The organism is Bradyrhizobium sp. AS23.2 (assembly GCF_001908185.1).
Lineage (GTDB): Bacteria > Pseudomonadota > Alphaproteobacteria > Rhizobiales > Xanthobacteraceae > Bradyrhizobium.
In genome coordinates this window covers 1-18201 of the sequence record NZ_LGHM01000046.1, presented here as the reverse complement: position 1 = coordinate 18201, position 18201 = coordinate 1, and the positions used below count along the sequence as shown (strand labels likewise).

Sequence of the window (18201 nt, the reverse complement as noted above, 5' to 3'; positions counted from 1 at the left end):
GTCGCCGGCCGATGACGCCGCCCGGGAAGAGCGCGTCAAGATGACCCGGCTGCGCCAGACCATCGCGCGCCGCCTCAAGGACGTGCAGAACACGGCGGCCATGCTCACGACCTTCAACGAGGTCGACATGACCAACGTGATGGCGCTGCGTGCCCACTACAAGGATGCGTTCGAGAAGAAGCACGGCTCGAAGCTCGGCTTCATGGGCTTCTTCACCAAGGCCGTCGTGCAGGCGCTGAAGGACATCCCGGCGGTCAACGCCGAGATCGACGGCACCGACCTGATCTACAAGAACTACTACCACATCGGCGTCGCCGTCGGCACGGACAAGGGCCTCGTCGTGCCCGTGGTGCGCGACTGCGACCACAAGTCGATCGCCGACATCGAGAAGGGCATCGCCGATTTCGGTCGCCGCGCCCGTGACGGCCAGCTCAAGATCGACGAAATGCAGGGCGGCACCTTCACCATCACTAATGGCGGTATCTACGGCTCGCTGATGTCGACCCCGATCCTGAACGCGCCGCAGTCCGGCATCCTCGGCATGCACAAGATCCAGGAGCGGCCGATGGTCGTCGGCGGCAAGATCGAGGTCCGCCCGATGATGTATCTGGCGCTGTCCTACGATCACCGCGTCATCGACGGCAAGGAAGCCGTCACCTTCCTGGTTCGCGTCAAGGAGAGCCTGGAAGATCCGGCACGCCTGGTGCTCGATCTCTGATCCCTGATGCTCTGCGAGCGCCGTCGCTCCTTTGCGCGACGGCGCGTGTCGAACCATGGAGGCGCATGTGACGGATAAGGTCGTTGTCATCACCGGCGGCAGCCGCGGCATCGGGCGGGCGACCGCGATTGCGGCGGCCGCGCGCCGCTTCCGCGTCGTCGTCGGCTATGCCAGCAACAAGAAGGCCGCTGACGAAGTCGTGGCCGTGATCGAGGCCATGAACGGCAAGGCCATCGCGGTGAAATGCGATGTCGCCGAGGAAAGCGACATCCTCGCGCTGTTCAAGGCGGCCGACAAATTCGGCACGTTGGGGGCGCTCGTCAACAATGGCGGCATCGTCGGCAAGAGCGGCGTGCGCGTCGACGAGATGTCGGCCGAGCGCATCCAGCGCGTGATGGCGGTCAACGTCACCGGCTCCATCCTCTGCGCGCGCGAGGCGGTGAAGCGGATGTCGACCAAGCATGGCGGCAAGGGCGGCGTCATCGTCAATCTGTCGTCGGTCGCTGCCAGGCTCGGCGCACCCAACACCTATGTCGACTACGCGGCGTCCAAGGGCGCGGTCGATTCCTTCACCGTCGGCCTCGGCCATGAGGTCGCGGGCGAAGGCATTCGCGTCGCCGCGATTCGGCCCGGCCTGATCGACACCGAAATCCACGCCGCCGGCGGCGAGCCCGACCGCGCCCATCGTCTGGCCCATATGGTGCCGATGAAGCGCGTCGGCACTGCCGATGAAATCGCCAACGCCATCGTCTGGCTGATGTCGGACGATGCCTCCTACGTCACCTCAGCCATTCTCGATGTGTCCGGCGGACGCTGACACATCCTCATCACGCTAAACCTACGGGACTTCCTCTCATGGCTACCTACGATCTCGTCGTCATCGGCACCGGACCGGGCGGTTATGTCTGCGCGGTGCGCGCAAGCCAGCTCGGCATGAAAGTCGCCGTGGTCGAAAAGAACGCCACGCTCGGCGGCACCTGCCTCAACGTCGGCTGCATGCCGTCGAAGGCGCTGCTGCACGCTTCCGAGATGTTCGAGGAAGCCACGCATTCCTTCGCCAAGATGGGCGTGTCCGTTTCCGCGCCGAAGCTCGAGCTTCCGGCGATGATGAACTTCAAGCAGCAGGGCATCGACGGCAACGTCAAGGGCGTCGAGTTCCTGATGAAGAAGAACAAGATCGACGTGCTCAAGGGCACCGGCAAGATCATCAGTGCCGGCAAGGTGGAAGTCTCCACCGACGGCAAGTCGCAGGTGGTTGAGACCAAGAACATCGTGATCGCCACCGGCTCGGACATCGCGCGGCTGAAGGGCATCGAGATCGACGAGAAGCGCATCGTGTCGTCGACCGGCGCGCTGTCGCTCGACAAGGTGCCCGGCAAGCTCCTGATCGTCGGCGCGGGCGTGATCGGCCTCGAGCTCGGCTCGGTCTGGCAACGCCTCGGCGCCGAAGTCGCCGTCGTCGAATTCCTGGATCGCATCCTGCCCGGCATGGACGGTGAGATCGCCAAGCAATTCCAGCGCATCCTGGAAAAGCAGGGCTTTGCCTTCAAGCTCGGCTCGAAGGTCACGGGCGTCGAGAACAATGGGAAGGCGCTGCTCGCAAAGATCGAGCCGGCCGCTGGCGGCGCTGCCCAGACGCTGGAAGCCGACGTCGTGCTGGTGTGCATCGGCCGCGTGCCCTACACCGAGGGCCTGGGCCTGAAGGAAGCCGGCGTTGCGCTCGACAATCGCGGGCGCGTGCAGATCGATCCGCATTTCGCCACCAGCCTGAAGGGCGTCTATGCCATCGGCGACGTCGTCGCAGGCCCGATGCTGGCGCATAAGGCCGAGGACGAGGGCGTTGCGGTTGCCGAGATCATCGCAGGCCAGGCCGGTCACGTGAACTACGACGTCATTCCAGGCGTCGTGTACACCACGCCGGAAGTGTCCGCTGTCGGCAAGACCGAGGAAGAACTGAAGCAGGCCGGTGTGGCTTATACGGTCGGAAAATTTCCCTTTACCGCCAACGGCCGCTCCAAGGTCAACCAGACCACCGACGGCTTTGTGAAGATTCTCGCAGATGCGAAGACCGATCGCGTGCTCGGCGTGCATATTATCGGCCGCGAAGCCGGCGAAATGATCCATGAAGCGTGCGTTCTCATGGAGTTTGGTGGCAGCGCGGAAGATCTCGCTCGCACCTGCCACGCGCATCCGACCCGCTCGGAGGCCATCAAGGAAGCCGCGCTTGCAGTCGGCAAGCGGGCCATCCATATGTAGGCGACGCCCCGAGCTGAATCGGGCGGGACATTACATGCTGCGCCGCCTTCTTCAACCGGTCTGGGTCCTGCTTGCGATCATCTTCCTGATCGAAGCCTGGTTGTGGGACCATCTCGAGCCGATCGTCGCGCGGGTTGTCGCAATCATCCCGCTCGCCCGGTTCAAGCAATGGCTGACGGAGCGTGTCGATGCGCTGTCGCCGGCGATGACGCTGATCGTCTTCGCCGTCCCCATCATCCCGCTGTTTCCGCTCAAGCTGGTCGGGCTGTGGCTGCTCGCGCACGAATATTGGACCAGCGCGTTCTTCACCATCCTGTTCGCAAAGCTGGTCGGTGTCGGCGTGACCGCCTTCGTCTTCGACGTGACGCGCGACAAGCTCCTGGAGATGAGCTGGTTCGAGCGGCTCTATGAGCTGGTGTTGAAGGTGCGCGCCAAGGCCTCCGGGCTGGTCGACCCGATCAAGCGGCGCATCAGGGAGCTCATCATCGGTAACGGCGAAGGCTGGTCCTCCCGTACGCTCCGCCTGATCCAGCGTTTTCGTAAGAGCGTGCACCAAGCGCGCTAGCTGTTCGCCATGACGGCGGTAGCGTAGCCCGGATGGAACGCAGCGCAATCCGGGATAGTCGTCCCCGCATTCCGCTACGCTCCATGCGGGCTACAAGCGCCGCCTCAGTCCCTCAATGCAAATGCAGCAGGTGCGGCCACCACAGGCCGAGCCCGGTCATGAGGAGGCCGGCGAGCGTCAGGATGCCGCCGACATAGGCCAGCGTGATTATCCCGGTGATGATGGTGGCCGAGGCCAGCACGATGCCGATCTGGAAGGCGGCCGACGCCAGCTCGAAGTGATGGTACTTCGCGGTCGCCTCGTCGCGCTCGTGCTCGGCATGCTTGGCCTTTTCGGCAAGCTGCTCGGTGCCCTCGCCGGTCTCGGGCTCGGAGCGGTAGCGCGCCGCGGTCTTCTGCCAGTCGTCGATCTGCTTCTGCAGAGCGGCCTTGACGGCGTCGTCGGTCGCGGATCCCAGCGTCAACTTGCCCTGCTCGGCCGCGGTCACCACCACGGTGCGGCGAACGCTTTTGGCCTGGAAGAACGCCCAGAGATTGGCGGACTCGACGTTCTTGCTGATAGCTTCGGTCTGGGCGCCCTTGCCGAGCGTTTCCGAGATCGCCAGGAACAGCGCCAGCACAGCGATCAGAAGGGCGATCTTCTTGTTCGAGCCGGACGCGTGCTCGGCATGCTCCGCATGCTCCATGCTTTCATGTGCGCTCATGATTCCCCTTCCTGTCTCGGTTCCCCACGATTGACCGAACCGCAGGCGCCGCGCAAGAGGCATGCGCGCCAAGAGAGTTTGCTATGACAGCTTCATGTCAGGATTCAGCGGCGGTTCAGCGCCAATTCAGCGTCTTGGATGCGCGCTCGCATAGACTTCCAGCAGCCGCTCGGAATCGATGCCGGTATAGACCTGCGTGGTCGAGAGCGAGGAATGGCCGAGCAATTCCTGGATCGCGCGCAGATCGCCGCCGCGCGACAGAAGATGCGTCGCGAAGGAGTGCCGGAGCGCGTGCGGTGTGGCGCTGTCGGGCAGGCCGAGCGCACCGCGGAGCCGCTCCATCGCGAGCTGGATGATGCGCGGGCTGAGCGGGCCGCCGCGCGCGCCGACGAAGATCGGCCCCTCCGGCGGCAGTGCATGCGGGCACATCGCGACGTACTCCTGCACGAGCGCGAGCACGTTCTGAAGCACCGGCACCATGCGGGTCTTGTTGCCTTTGCCGGTGACGACGAGCACGTCGCCTTCGCCGGGACGCGGCACCTCGCGGCGCTTCAGGCCGAGCGCTTCGGAGATGCGTAGGCCCGAGCCGTACAACAATGCCATCACCGCGGCGTCGCGTGCCAAAATCCAGGTCTCGCGTTCCTCGCCGGCGCGCTCGTCGGCGTCGGCAAGACGCTTTGCGGACGCCATCGGCAGCGGCTTCGGCAGGCTCTTGGCGACCTTGGGCGCGCGGATCGCCGAGAGCGCGCCGACCTTGCCTTTGCCCTCGCGCTCGAGGAAGCGGCCAAAGGAGCGCAGGCCCGCAAGCGCGCGCATCAGGCTGCGGCCGGCAATGTCGTCGGCACGGCGCATCGCCATGAAGGCGCGAATGTCGGTGGCTTCCAGTGCCGCGAAACGCGTCAGCGTGACGCGCTCGCCCCAATGATTGCTGAGGAAATCCAGGCACTGCCGCAAGTCGCGGCCATAGGCCTCCAGCGTCTTCGGCGACAGCCGCCGCTCGGCGCCGAGATGCGACAGCCAGCGCGCCATCTCCTGCGCGATCGACGGATCGGCGCTGGCGAGCTCGATTGGTGGGGCGGCCGCTTTGCTCATGAGCTCTGGACGTGGTGATTCCGCACAGTATATCGCATCACACTCGTTTATCGTTCGCTAAGGCCGTCTCACGGCGCTAGCCTCGAAGCCCCCGGGTTCCGATTCTCCGTCCAAGACAGTTCCAAGACAGTTCATGGATCATTCGCCGCGCAGCAACTCCGTCTCCGCCAACGCGACCCGCATGGTCGACGTGCTGGTGCCGGTCGCGCTCGACCAGACCTATTCCTACAAAGTGCCGCGTGGGATGGAGCTGAAGGCGGGCGATCTCGTCGGCGTGCCGCTCGGCCCGCGCGAGGTGCTCGCGGTGGTCTGGGCGGAAAACGCCAATCCGGATCCGCGCCTGCACAATCGTCTCAAGGAGGTCAGCGAGAAGCTCGACATCGCGCCCTTGAAGCCCGAGCTGCGGTCGGTCGTGGACTGGGTCGCCAATTACACGCTGAGCCCGCGCGGCATGGTGCTGCGCATGTGCCTGCGCATGGGCGAGAACCTCGGCCCCGAGCGCGTGCGCCCCGGCGTGCGCCTGGTCGGTGATCCCCCGAAGCGGCTGACCCCGGCGCGGCAGCGCGTGATCGAAGTGTTGTCGGACCGGCTGCTGCACGGCAAGTCCGAAGCGGCCAGGGAAGCGGGCGTCTCGGCCGGCGTGATCGACGGCCTCGTCGACGAAGGCACGCTGACGGTCGAGCCCATGCCGCCGCCGCCACCGCCGCCTGCCCCCGATCCGGATTTTGGCCGGCCGGATTTCACACCGCTCCAGCGCGCCGCGGTCGATACGATGCGCGCGCTCGCGGCCAACGGCACGTTCCACGTCGCGCTGCTCGACGGCGTCACCGGCTCGGGCAAGACCGAGGTTTATTTCGAGGCCGTTGCGGAAGCCATTCGCCGCGGCAAGCAGTCGCTGATCCTGATGCCGGAAATCGCGCTCACCGGTCAGTTCCTCGACCGCTTCGCGCAACGCTTCGGCGTGCGGCCGCTGGAATGGCATTCGGAGCTGACGCCGCGCACCCGCGCGCGCAATTGGGCGGCGATCTCCGAAGGCAGCGCGCCGGTCGTGGTCGGCGCGCGTTCGGCGCTGTTTTTGCCGTATGCCAATCTCGGGCTGATCGTCGTCGATGAAGAGCATGACCAGGCCTACAAGCAGGACGAGGGTGTGCATTATCACGCTCGCGACATGGCGGTGGTGCGCGCGCATATCGCAAAGATTCCGGTCGTGCTGGCCTCGGCCACGCCGTCGGTCGAGTCCGAGGTCAACGCGCGCAAGAACCGCTATCAGCGCATCGCGCTGCCCTCGCGCTTCGGTGGCCAGCACATGCCGCATATCGAGGCGATCGATCTGCGCCGCGAGCCGCCCGCGCGCGGCCGCTTCATCTCGCCGCGTCTTGCCGGCGAGATCAAAATCGCGATCGAGCGGCGCGAGCAGGCACTGCTGTTTCTCAATCGCCGCGGCTATGCGCCGCTGACGCTGTGCCGCGGCTGCGGCCATCGCTTCGCCTGCACCATCTGCGATGCCTGGCTGGTCGATCACCGCTTCCGCCAGCGGCTGGTCTGCCATCACTGCGGCTTCTCGATGCCGCGCCCCCATATCTGTCCGAACTGTTCGGCGGAGGAATCGCTGGTCGCGGTCGGCCCCGGCGTCGAGCGCTTGCAGGAGGAGGCGGCGGCGCTGTTCCCGGAGGCACGTACCATGGTGCTGTCGAGCGATCTCATCACCTCGATCGAGACCATGCGTTCGGAACTCGCCGAGATCGCGGAGGGCCGCGTCGACATCATCATCGGCACGCAGCTCGTGGCCAAGGGTCATAACTTTCCGCGGCTCAATCTCGTCGGCGTGGTCGATGCGGATCTCGGCCTTTCCAATGGCGATCCGCGCGCGTCGGAACGCACCTGGCAATTGCTCAACCAGGTGATCGGCCGCGCCGGCCGCGAGCAGGGCCGCGGCGTCGGCTATCTCCAGACGCATCAGCCCGATCATCCCGTGATGAAGGCGCTGATCGCCTGCGACCGCGAGGCCTTCTACGACAGCGAGATCGACTTACGCGAGCGCACGCTGTATCCGCCGTTCGGACGGCTTGCGAGCCTGATCATCTCGGCGGGCGATCGTCCGAGCGCCGAAGGTTTTGGGCGCAGGCTCGTTGCGCTCGCGCCGCGCGACGAGCGCGTGGTGGTGCTCGGGCCGGCCGAGGCGCCGCTCGCCGTCATCAAGGGCCGCTATCGTTTCCGCATCCTGGTGAAATCGGCGCGCGGTTTCGATCTGTCCGACTATTTGCGCAACTGGCTCGCCGTCAGCCCGAAGCCGAAGGGCAATCTGAAGCTCGAAGTCGACGTCGACCCGCAGAGCTTTTTGTAGGCCCCACTGTCATTCCGGGGCGCGACGAAGTCGCGAGCCCGGAATCCATCGGGCGGCACTACCTGTCGTGAAATGGATTCCGGGCTCGTGCTTCGCACGCCCCGGAATGACAAAAAAAAGCCCGCCGTCCCCCCAAGACGGCGGGCCTGTCTCACGCGCGCATCAAACTGACTCACGTCCGTGCGGACGATGATGAAAACTGCGCTTGTGAGGTGAGGCGCTGGTAGCGCCGTTAGGAGACGACTTCCGCGGTGACGCGGCCGACGCCGGCGCCCGTGAGGCCGATGGCGCGGGCTGCGCCGGTGGAGAGGTCAAGGACACGGCCGCGCACGAACGGGCCACGATCGTTGATGGTGACGATCACGCTGCGGCCGCCATGGGTGACGCGCAGCTTGGTGCCGAACGGCAGCGAACGGTGCGCCGCGGTCATGGCGTTCTGGTTGAAGCGCTGGCCCGACGCGGTCTTGCTGCCGGACTCGTTGCCGTAGAAGGACGCAACGCCGGAGAAGCTGTGGCCCGTGCCCGACGACGGCGTCATCGACGCATTGGCGCTGCGCCAGTCGGAGCTGGAATCGTTCCGGGCCTGATGGTGATGGTGCCGGTGATGCCTGGATTTGGCGGACGCTTCGGTGGCAGTTCCACCGATGAGGAGAGTTGCGGCGACGAAAGCAATCGCCGGACGCGGCCGGGTCATAGTGCCCAGCGTCTTAAAAGACAGCATTTAGTGGTCCCTAATCTAGTATTGCCACATATGTGGCTAGTGAGCCCCCGTCAGTTTGTGAGCGAGATCGCGTTTCGATTCGCAATGAGGCGTGAATTGGGCAGTAAATCCGTTCTGTGTCGTCCTGAAATATCTTGTTATTGGCATCGATATTGCAGCTGATGTTTCGTGTCCTTCGGCTTTAACGATTTATTAACCTAGCTATTACTTACGAATACTGTAAAACGAAGTTGTTGTTCCGGATGTTTAGAATTCAGTAAGTATTCGGCGCGGGGAACAATGGCCGGCGGATTCACGCCTCTGCGATCTGTGTTCATGGCCGCTATGCGCTGAGGGCGGGAACAAACGGGCGGGATGCCGACGTAATGCCCGCGACAATTCCGCGACGCGGCAGGTCGTCGTGCTCGTCGTCTATAAGGTGTCGCTCACTGCGACGAACTGGCGGCAGAACGTCGTGCCTTTAATTTGGCGTCATGTTGCACGTGCGCGCCTGCTATGTTAGCAAAGCCGCGATTTTAACGGGCCCGGCACTTCCCGTGCTGGCCGGAAATCGAAGTCCCGCTTGAATTCCAAGGGCTTGGATCGCTTGGCGCCGCTTCGTGGCGACGGTTTTTCCCTTGCGAGTTTAACAGCAAAAAGAGCGCGTCTGTGGCTGCAGAAGATACGTCCGTTTCCGGTGTGTCCGGTCGTTATGCAACGGCCTTGTTTGAACTAGCCCGCGACCAGAAGGTGGTCGACGAGGTCAAAGCCGATCTCGACAAATTCGATGCCTTGCTGAACGAGAGCGCCGATCTGAAGCGCCTCGTCCTCAGCCCGGTGTTCGCGGCCGACGCCCAGTCCAGGGCCCTTTCGGCCGTACTGGACAAGGCTGGCATCGCCGGCATCTCCGCCAACTTCCTGAAAGTGCTGACCGCCAACCGCCGACTGTTCGCGGTGAGCGATGTCATTCGCGCCTATCGCGCCCTCGTCGCCAAGTTCAAGGGCGAGACGACGGCTGACGTCACCGTGGCGGAAGCGCTCTCGGGCAAGAATCTCGACGCCCTCAAGGTTGCCCTGAAATCGGTGACCGGCAAGGACGTCGCGCTGAACGTGAAAGTCGATCCCTCGATCATCGGTGGCCTCGTCGTCAAGCTGGGCAGCCGCATGGTGGATGGTTCGCTTCGCACCAAACTCAATTCGATCAAGCACGCGATGAAAGAGGCAGGCTGATGGACATCCGCGCCGCGGAAATTTCCGCGATCCTCAAGGACCAGATCAAGAATTTCGGCCAGGAAGCTGAAGTCTCCGAAGTCGGACAGGTGCTGTCCGTCGGCGACGGTATCGCCCGCGTCTACGGGTTGGACAACGTCCAGGCCGGTGAAATGGTCGAGTTCGAGAACGGCACCCGCGGCATGGCGCTGAACCTCGAAACCGACAACGTCGGTGTCGTTATTTTCGGTGCCGACCGTGAAATCAAGGAAGGCCAGACCGTCAAGCGCACCCGCGCCATCGTGGACGCGCCGGTCGGCAAGGGCCTGCTCGGCCGCGTCGTCGACGCGCTCGGCAACCCGATCGACGGCAAGGGTCCGATCCAGGCCGACAAGCGCATGCGCGTCGACGTCAAGGCGCCCGGCATCATTCCGCGCAAGTCGGTGAGCGAGCCGATGGCGACCGGCCTCAAGGCGATCGACGCCCTGATCCCGATCGGCCGCGGCCAGCGCGAGCTGATCATCGGTGACCGTCAGACCGGCAAGACCGCGATCGCGCTCGACACCATCCTGAACCAGAAGCCGCTCAACGCGCAGCCCGACGAGAACATCAAGCTGTACTGCGTCTACGTCGCGGTCGGTCAGAAGCGTTCGACCGTCGCCCAGTTCGTGAAGGTGCTGGAAGAGCAGGGTGCGCTCGAGTACTCGATCGTCGTCGCCGCGACCGCTTCGGATCCGGCGCCGATGCAGTACATCGCGCCCTTCACCGGCTGCACCATGGGCGAGTACTTCCGCGACAACGGCATGCACGCGGTCATCATCTATGACGACTTGTCCAAGCAGGCCGTCGCCTACCGCCAGATGTCGCTGCTGCTGCGCCGCCCGCCGGGCCGCGAAGCCTATCCGGGCGACGTGTTCTATCTCCACTCCCGCCTGCTCGAGCGTGCGGCGAAGCTGAACAAGGACCAGGGCTCGGGCTCGCTGACGGCGCTGCCGGTCATCGAAACCCAGGCCAACGACGTGTCGGCGTACATTCCGACCAACGTCATCTCGATCACTGACGGTCAGATCTTCCTGGAAACCGACCTGTTCTTCCAGGGCATCCGTCCCGCGGTGAACGTCGGTCTGTCGGTGTCGCGCGTCGGCTCCTCGGCGCAGACCAAGGCCACCAAGAAGGTCGCCGGCAAGATCAAGGGCGAGCTCGCGCAGTACCGCGAAATGGCGGCGTTCGCGCAGTTCGGCTCCGACCTCGACGCCTCGACCCAGCGCCTGCTCAACCGCGGTTCGCGCCTGACCGAGCTGCTGAAGCAGCCGCAGTTCGCGCCGCTGAAGATGGAAGAGCAGGTCTGCGTGATCTGGGCCGGCACCAACGGCTATCTCGATCCGCTCCCGCTCAACAAGGTGCGCGCGTTCGAGGATGGTCTGCTGTCGCTCCTGCGCGGCAAGAACGTCGAGATCCTCAACTCGATCCGCGATACCCGCGATCTCTCGGACGACACCGCCGCCAAGCTGAAGTCGGTGGTCGAAGGCTTCGCGAAGTCTTTCGCATAAGAAAGCCGTCATGGCCGGGCTAAAGCGCGAAGCGCGTCTTCGCATTTGATGTCCCGGTCATCCACGCGTCACCGCGTGGAGACGAAGAGGTGGATGCCCGGGACAAGCCCGGGCATGACGATAAGATAGGGTCGCGGTCCAGCCACAGGCGGATCGCCGGGGTGAACGAAGAATGGCGTCACTTAAAGACATGCGCGTCCGCATCGCCTCCACCAAGGCGACGCAAAAGATCACCAAGGCCATGCAGATGGTCGCTGCCTCGAAGCTGCGCCGTGCGCAGACCGCCGCGGAAGCCGCGCGCCCCTATGCCGACAAGATGAGCGCGGTGATCTCCAACATCGCCGGCGCCGCTGCGGGCTCGCCCGGCGCGCCGACGCTGCTCGCCGGCACAGGCAGGGATCAGGTTCACCTGCTGCTGGTCTGCACCGGTGAGCGAGGCCTGTCCGGCGCCTTCAACTCCTCGATCGTGCGTCTCGCCCGCGAGCGCGCCCAGGCGCTGATGGCGCAGGGCAAGGACGTGAAATTCTTCTGCGTCGGCCGCAAGGGCTACGACCAGCTCCGCCGCCTGTTCGACAAGCAGATCGTCGAGCATCTCGACCTGCGCAGCGTTCGCCAGCTCGGCTTCGTCAACGCCGAGGACATCGCCAAGAAGGTGCTGGCGCGTTTCGAGAACGGTGAATTCGACGTCTGCACGCTGTTCTATTCGCGCTTCCGCTCGGTGATCGCGCAGATCCCGACCGCCCAGCAGATCATCCCGCTGGTCGTCGAGGAGGGCGCTGCCGCCAGCACGACGTCTTACGAATACGAGCCGGAGGAGGACGAGATCCTCACCCGCCTCCTGCCGCGCAATCTCGCGGTCCAGATCTTCCGCGCGCTGCTTGAGAACAACGCTTCGTTCTACGGCGCGCAGATGAGCGCGATGGACAACGCGACGCGCAACGCCGGCGAAATGATCCGCAAGCAGACGCTGGTCTACAACCGTACGCGTCAGGCCCAGATCACCAAGGAACTGATCGAAATCATCTCGGGTGCCGAGGCCGTCTGACCAAGGCGCTTCAGTACCCGTCCAACGCAACATCCCGGTCGAGCCGACCGTGGTTTACAAATTCGGATCGAAGGAGACACTCAATGGCTGCAGCCACCGGTCGCGTCACCCAGGTCATCGGCGCCGTCGTCGACGTGCAGTTCGAAGGCCACCTCCCGGCCATTCTCAACTCGCTCGAGACCAAGAACGGCGGCAACCGCCTGGTGCTCGAAGTCGCCCAGCATCTCGGTGAGTCGACCGTCCGCACCATCGCGATGGACACCACCGAAGGTCTGGTCCGCGGCCAGGAAGTGACCGACACCGGTTCGCCGATCCGCGTTCCCGTCGGCGAAGGCACGCTCGGCCGCATCATCAACGTCATCGGCGAGCCGATCGACGAAGCCGGCCCGGTCAAGACGGAAGGCCTGCGCGCCATCCACCAGGAAGCGCCGACCTACACCGACCAGTCGACCGAAGCTGAAATTCTCGTCACCGGCATCAAGGTCGTCGACCTTCTTGCTCCGTATGCGAAGGGTGGCAAGATCGGCCTGTTCGGCGGCGCCGGCGTCGGCAAGACCGTGCTGATTCAGGAGCTGATCAACAACGTCGCGAAGGCGCACGGCGGTTACTCCGTGTTCGCCGGCGTCGGCGAGCGTACCCGCGAGGGCAACGACCTCTATCACGAGTTCATCGAATCCAAGGTCAACGCCGATCCGAAAAATCCGGATCCGAGCGTGAAGTCGAAGTGCGCGCTGGTGTTCGGCCAGATGAACGAGCCGCCGGGCGCCCGCGCCCGCGTCGCACTCACCGGTCTGACCATCGCGGAAGACTTCCGCGACAAGGGCCAGGACGTGCTGTTCTTCGTCGACAACATCTTCCGCTTCACGCAAGCCGGCTCGGAAGTGTCGGCGCTGCTCGGCCGTATTCCTTCGGCGGTGGGTTATCAGCCCACCCTCGCCACCGACATGGGCGCGCTGCAGGAGCGCATCACCACCACGCAGAAGGGCTCGATCACCTCGGTGCAGGCCATCTACGTTCCGGCCGACGACTTGACCGACCCGGCGCCCGCGACCTCGTTCGCGCACTTGGACGCGACCACCACGCTGTCGCGCTCGATCGCCGAAAAGGGCATTTATCCGGCGGTGGACCCGCTCGATTCGACCTCGCGCATGCTCTCCCCGCTGGTCGTCGGCGAAGAGCACTACGCCGTCGCCCGTCAGGTCCAGCAGGTGCTGCAGCGCTACAAGGCGCTCCAGGACATCATCGCCATTCTCGGCATGGACGAGCTTTCGGAAGAGGACAAGCTAACGGTGGCCCGCGCCCGCAAGGTCGAGCGCTTCATGTCGCAGCCGTTCCACGTCGCCGAAATCTTCACTGGCTCGCCCGGCAAGTTCGTTGACCTTGCCGACACCATCAAGGGCTTCAAGGGCCTGGTGGAAGGCAAGTATGACCACCTCCCGGAAGCCGCCTTCTACATGGTCGGCACGATCGAAGAGGCGGTCGAGAAGGGCAAGAAGCTGGCGGCCGAGGCGGCCTAAGCTTTTTCATCTCGTCATCGCCGGACTTGATCCGGCGATCCATCGAGAGAGAACTTTCGTTGACTGATGGACCCGCGGGTCGAGCCCGCGGGTGACAAGCGAAGCAGGCGGAAACATCATGGCCACCTTCCACTTTGATCTCGTCTCTCCGGAAAAGCTCGCATTCGCGGGCGAGGTCGACCAGGTCGACATCCCCGGCTGGGAAGGCGACTTCGGCGTGCTCGCCGGGCATGCTCCCCTCGTGGCTGCGATGCGGCCGGGCATCCTGACGATCATCACCGGCGGCCAGAAGCAGAAGGTCATCGTGCTCGGTGGGCTCGCAGAAGTTTCCGGCGACCGTCTTACCGTTCTCGCCGACGTTGCCACGTCGATCGAGGAGCTTGACCGCGCGCAGTTCGCCGAGACCATCGCGGAGATGGAGGAGGGGCTGAAGGAGCGCCAGGGCGACGAGCTCGATCTAGCCATCGAGCGGCTCGACCACTTCAAGAGCATCCAGCAGCAGCTCAACACCACGGCTATGCATTAAGCCCCGGGGCGCCCGCGCCGGGGCTCAAACTAGAAATTCCTGAATAAGTTCAGCGCTCGTCACCACCGTGGCGGGCGCTGAAACTTTGTTGCACCGCGCCGCCGATAGCGGCATTCTGCCGCTGCGGAATTTGTTCCGGGGCTGGTGCAGATGAAACGCAAGATCGCAGCGATTTTCGCGGCCGATATTGCCGGTTACTCAAGGCTGGTCGCGGAGGACGAAGAGGAAACGCTGCGGCGTCTCGCCTCCTATCGCTCCGTCGTCGACGATTTCATCGCCAAGGCGGGTGGGCGCATCTTCAATACGGCAGGCGATGCCGTGCTCGCGGAATTTCCGAGCGCGGTGGACGCGGTGCGCTGCGCGATCGACATCCAGGAGTCCTTGCGGACCCGCAACATGGCCTATCCGCCGAGCCGGCAGATGTCCTTCCGCATCGGCATCACCATCGGCGACGTCGTCGAGCGCGACGGCGATCTGCTGGGGGGACGGCGTCAACATCGCGGCTCGACTCGAGGGCCTCGCCGAGGTCGGCGGTATCTGCGTCTCCCGCGCCGTGCACGAGCAGGTCGCCAACAAACTGTCGGTCCAGTTCGCCGATATCGGCGCGCAGGAGGTCAAGAACATCCCCACGCCCGTGCACGCCTACATGGTGGCGATGCGGCGCGAGGACGCCACCTACACGATGCCGCAAGCGAAAAAGGCGGTCGGCAAGGCCGCACCCGCACCGAACTGGATGTGGCCGCTGGTGGTCGGAATCGTCTCCATCGTCGCCATTGGCGTTGGCGGCTTCCTCTATTTCACCGAGCTCGAGACCGCCAAGGCTCCGGCGGTCGCAGCGTCTACACCAAGCCCGTCGCCGACTGCGACGGCCGCACCGAGCCCGACGCCCACCATGGCCGCGAACGCGCCGGTGCCCATGCCGGCGCAAGGTGCGATGGCTGCCGCCAAGACGGCCCCGATGCCTTCGCCGTTCGCTGCAACCGGCGGCAAATTCCCGGCCGACATGGTGCCGTTCATCAACGAGCGCGTGCGCGGCTATCTCGCCAGCGAATATTCTGCCGCCGGCGACTACAAGGCCTTTGCCCTGAACATTGGCGGTTTCACCGGTTCGGCGCTCGACCAGCCGAACGAGGAAGCCGCACGCAACATGGCGCTCGAGCAGTGCCAGAAGCGCGCGGATGCAGCGCAATCGCCGCGGCGCTGCGAGCTCTATGCGGTCGGCAACAACATCGTCTACACGCACGGCAAGCCGCCGATGCCGCCGCAGCCCTGGGTCCGGCATGATTCCATGACCGAGCGAGCCTTCGCGTCGAAGGACTTCCCGATCGTGCGCGATCCCGCCAAAGTCCGGATCGAGAACCTGTTCGTGCCGGCTGCAAAATCCCGAACGGTCGCGCTCGGCCCGGGCGGTCAATATTTCATGGTGCTCGGCGCGTCATCCGTCGACGAGGCGGCGCGGCGTTCCCTGGAATCGTGTGGCGCGATTGCCGGCGTCGCCTGCATGATCGTCGCGGTCGACGACAATTTCGTCGTGCCGATCCCGAGCCTGCTCAAGGTCACCGGCTTCTTCCATGCCGCCTCCAACGCCTCGATCGTTGCCGATGCGCGCGACGAGGTCGTGCGCAAGCTCGGTGATGCCATGGGCTGGAATGCAGTCGCGGTCGGCACTGCGGGCCGGCCGGGCCTCGGGCTGAAATCCGCGGACGAGCAGACCGCCGTCAATTCCGCGCTCGCCGAGTGCGCCAGGCGCGACAGCGCTTGCCACGTCATCGCGATCGGCCCGTTCACGGTCGGACCGACGAATTGATCTGACCGCCCGAGAGATCAAGCCCTTGCGAAGGTACGCTCCCTCGCCCCGCTCTTGTCCGCCGAAGCCTTGGCGAAGGCGGATGCGGGTCGCGACGAGCTTCGCTCGCGCTGAGAGGGTTGGGGTGAGGGGGAGTCTCCGCGGGGGCGGTGAGAGCGGGACTCGCGGAGAGTCCCCCTCACCCGGAATCCGCGCTACGCGCGCATTCCGATCTCTCCCCGCAAGCGGGGCGAGATGAAGCGAGACCGCGCCTCGCCGCCAATTCTTCCCAACGTGTCAGTCACTTCGCAACGACCACGGCGTATCGCGCCGGCAGTCGCCGGCTACTGTGCATGGGGTTGTTTTCGGTATTTTAGTTTCCGAAGGGCGCAAACTGTTGCGACACCGCGCGGTAGACGTCGCGGCGGAACGGCACCACGAGATCGGCGACACGGTCGAGGCGCTCCCAGCGCCATGCGTCGAACTCCGCGGGCTGTCCGTTGCGTGGCGTCAGCGGATCGATCTCTTCATCCTTGCCGGTGAAGCGCAGCGCGAACCATTTCTGCCGCTGCCCGCGGAATTTTGCCAGGCGATGGGTTTGCGGTCCGTCATAGGGCGGGAATTCGTAGGTGAACCAGTCGGTCTCGCCGAGATAGTCCGCGCTGACGACGTTGGTCTCCTCCCAGAGCTCGCGCATCGCGGCATCGCGCAAATTCTCGCCTTCGTCGACGCCGCCTTGTGGCATCTGCCAGTCGAGGCCAGGCAGGATGATCTCCGGGCCGTCGCCCTTGAAGCGGTGGCCGATCAGCACGCGGCCTTCGGCATTGAAGAGAGCGATCCCGACATTGGGACGGTAGGGCTTCTGATCGGTCACGCGCGGACTTCTTTCTTCGTCATTCCGGGGCGCGCAAAGCGCGAGCCCGGAATCCATAACCACAGGCGGTCGTTGGTTGAAAGGTCGTGGTTGCTATCTGTCGCCCAACTTCTCCCTGGGGGTATGGGTCCCCGCCCCCGTGCGCAATTGCGCAACTAGGCGGGGACGACGACCGGGAGCGCGGCGACAGGTCCTATTCATCCGCCAGCGCGGAAAATTCCTTCACCACGCGCTCATAGACCGGGCGCTTGAACGGAATGATCAATTCAGGGAGATTCTTCATCGGCTCCCAGCGCCAGCTCACGAACTCGGCCTTGTGGCCGCCGCCGCCGGGCTTTTCGACGTTGATCTCGCTGTCCTTGCCGGTGAAGCGCACCGCGAACCATTTCTGGCGCTGGCCGCGGTAACGGCCCTTCCAGGCGCGCCCCGCAACCGTGCGCGGAATGTCGTAGATCAGCCAGTCCGGGACCTCGCCCAGCCGCTCGACCGAGCGCACGCTGGTCTCCTCGTAGAGTTCGCGCCTCGCCGCGTCCCAGGTGTCCTCTCCGGGATCGACGCCGCCTTGCGGCATCTGCCAGACGTGGCTGTCGTCGACACGTTCGATGCCGCCGGCGCGCCGGCCGATGAACACCAGTCCCTTTGTGTTGATCAGCATCACACCGACGCAGGTCCGGTAGGGCAGATCCTCGTAACGCGCCATTCCGCCAAACCCCTCGCGTGCTCTTCGGTAAGGCTTAATCGGCCCCGCGGGACCCGCGCCCTACCAATTCGTTGATTTAGCTGGATTTTGATTTCAGCATCGCGGTTGTCAATGGCACCAAAAGGATACCTCGGTCGCCCAATGTCCTGGTCCAGGCGCCGATGCGCTCGATCGAGACCGGGAGGGCGGAGGCGGTGCCGACGGCCGCGCCGCGCTCGCGCGCCGCCGATTCGAGCTTGTTCAGGGCGCGGTCGATCTCGGCCGGGGTCGGCACCACATCGATCGCGATGTCGCCCTTGCCGAACGGCATCGCCTGGCTCGCCGCAGCCTGGGACGCGATGCTGCGGGGCGAGGAGCCGTCGTCGAAGAAACCGAGCCCGCGCTTGGCCGCCTCGCGGATGATCGGCTGCATCGCCGCGTCCGTCGCCACGAAACGGGCGCCCATGAAATTGGTGATACCGGCATAGCCCTGCATCCGGCTCAGATGCCAGTACAGGCGGTCCATGTTCTGGTCGGTACTGAGCGAGGTCAGCAGCGTCTGCGGCCCCGGATCGTTGTCGGGGGAAGTCGTAGGGCTCCATCGGGATCTGGAGGAAGATCTCGTGGCGCTGGGCGC

At 64.8% G+C, this 18201-nt stretch carries 15 protein-coding genes and 2 pseudogenes; 11 read left to right on the top strand and 6 right to left on the bottom strand.

Translation table 11 applies throughout. The annotated features are described in order from the left end of the window. The 4 genes from odhB to AC630_RS10700 form a co-directional block, all read left to right on the top strand. Positions 1-718: 2-oxoglutarate dehydrogenase complex dihydrolipoyllysine-residue succinyltransferase (odhB, locus tag AC630_RS10715; protein WP_074118506.1), on the top strand; the 718-nt coding region annotated here is incomplete at its 5' end. Positions 719-773: 55 nt separating this feature from the next. Next, entirely contained in the window at positions 774-1535 is a 762-nt protein-coding gene (locus AC630_RS10710; RefSeq protein ID WP_143197955.1) for an SDR family oxidoreductase, read from the top strand. Positions 1536-1573: 38 nt separating this feature from the next. Continuing rightward, positions 1574-2974 carry a dihydrolipoyl dehydrogenase gene (gene lpdA, locus AC630_RS10705; RefSeq protein ID WP_074118505.1) on the top strand — a complete coding sequence of 467 codons (1401 nt, stop codon included), beginning with the start codon at positions 1574-1576 and terminating at the stop codon, positions 2972-2974. A 34-nt stretch (positions 2975-3008) separates the two neighbouring features. Then, positions 3009-3539 (top strand): hypothetical protein, encoded by a 531-nt coding sequence (locus AC630_RS10700; RefSeq protein WP_074118504.1) that lies wholly within the window; start codon positions 3009-3011, stop codon positions 3537-3539. Between the two features lie 112 nt (positions 3540-3651). Here AC630_RS10700 and AC630_RS10695 read toward each other — a convergent pair whose 3' ends face one another. Both AC630_RS10695 and AC630_RS10690 read right to left on the bottom strand, forming a co-directional pair. Further along, positions 3652-4242, bottom strand: a complete 591-nt coding sequence (locus AC630_RS10695) for a DUF4337 domain-containing protein (RefSeq protein ID WP_074118503.1) — start codon at positions 4240-4242, stop codon at positions 3652-3654. A 126-nt stretch (positions 4243-4368) separates the two neighbouring features. Beyond that, positions 4369-5334, bottom strand: a complete 966-nt coding sequence (locus AC630_RS10690) for a tyrosine recombinase XerC (protein ID WP_074118502.1) — start codon at positions 5332-5334, stop codon at positions 4369-4371. A gap of 133 nt (positions 5335-5467) precedes the next feature. Between AC630_RS10690 and AC630_RS10685 the strand changes: the two genes are divergently transcribed. Next, positions 5468-7678: a primosomal protein N' gene (locus AC630_RS10685; protein ID WP_074118501.1), complete on the top strand. Its 2211-nt coding sequence runs from the start codon at positions 5468-5470 to the stop codon at positions 7676-7678. 232 nt (positions 7679-7910) lie between these two features. Here AC630_RS10685 and AC630_RS10680 read toward each other — a convergent pair whose 3' ends face one another. Further along, positions 7911-8399: a septal ring lytic transglycosylase RlpA family protein gene (locus AC630_RS10680; protein WP_074118500.1), complete on the bottom strand. Its 489-nt coding sequence runs from the start codon at positions 8397-8399 to the stop codon at positions 7911-7913. 648 nt (positions 8400-9047) lie between these two features. Here AC630_RS10680 and AC630_RS10675 point away from each other — a divergent pair. From AC630_RS10675 to AC630_RS10650, 6 genes and pseudogenes are all read left to right on the top strand, one after another. After that, a complete protein-coding gene (locus tag AC630_RS10675) occupies positions 9048-9608 on the top strand; it encodes a F0F1 ATP synthase subunit delta (RefSeq protein ID WP_074118499.1) in 561 nt (186 codons plus the stop codon). Beyond that, positions 9608-11137, top strand: a complete 1530-nt coding sequence (atpA, locus tag AC630_RS10670; protein ID WP_074118498.1) for a F0F1 ATP synthase subunit alpha — start codon at positions 9608-9610, stop codon at positions 11135-11137. Before AC630_RS10675 ends, atpA begins: the two co-directional genes overlap by 1 nt. A gap of 172 nt (positions 11138-11309) precedes the next feature. Next, positions 11310-12182, top strand: a complete 873-nt coding sequence (locus tag AC630_RS10665) for a F0F1 ATP synthase subunit gamma (protein WP_074118497.1) — start codon at positions 11310-11312, stop codon at positions 12180-12182. Positions 12183-12265: 83 nt separating this feature from the next. Continuing rightward, positions 12266-13699: a F0F1 ATP synthase subunit beta gene (gene atpD, locus AC630_RS10660; RefSeq protein WP_074118496.1), complete on the top strand. Its 1434-nt coding sequence runs from the start codon at positions 12266-12268 to the stop codon at positions 13697-13699. Positions 13700-13817: 118 nt separating this feature from the next. After that, entirely contained in the window at positions 13818-14225 is a 408-nt protein-coding gene (locus AC630_RS10655; protein ID WP_074118508.1) for a F0F1 ATP synthase subunit epsilon, read from the top strand. Positions 14226-14375: 150 nt separating this feature from the next. Continuing rightward, positions 14376-16032 (top strand): annotated as a pseudogene (locus tag AC630_RS10650) (adenylate/guanylate cyclase domain-containing protein). A gap of 352 nt (positions 16033-16384) precedes the next feature. Here AC630_RS10650 and AC630_RS10645 read toward each other — a convergent pair. The 3 genes and pseudogenes from AC630_RS10645 to AC630_RS10635 form a co-directional block, all read right to left on the bottom strand. Further along, positions 16385-16885, bottom strand: coding sequence for an RNA pyrophosphohydrolase (locus tag AC630_RS10645; RefSeq protein ID WP_074118507.1), 501 nt, complete (start codon positions 16883-16885; stop codon positions 16385-16387). 193 nt (positions 16886-17078) lie between these two features. Continuing rightward, positions 17079-17585 (bottom strand): RNA pyrophosphohydrolase, encoded by a 507-nt coding sequence (locus AC630_RS10640; RefSeq protein ID WP_074118495.1) that lies wholly within the window; start codon positions 17583-17585, stop codon positions 17079-17081. A 76-nt stretch (positions 17586-17661) separates the two neighbouring features. Continuing rightward, positions 17662-18201, bottom strand: a pseudogene (locus AC630_RS10635) (divergent polysaccharide deacetylase family protein); the annotation flags it as partial.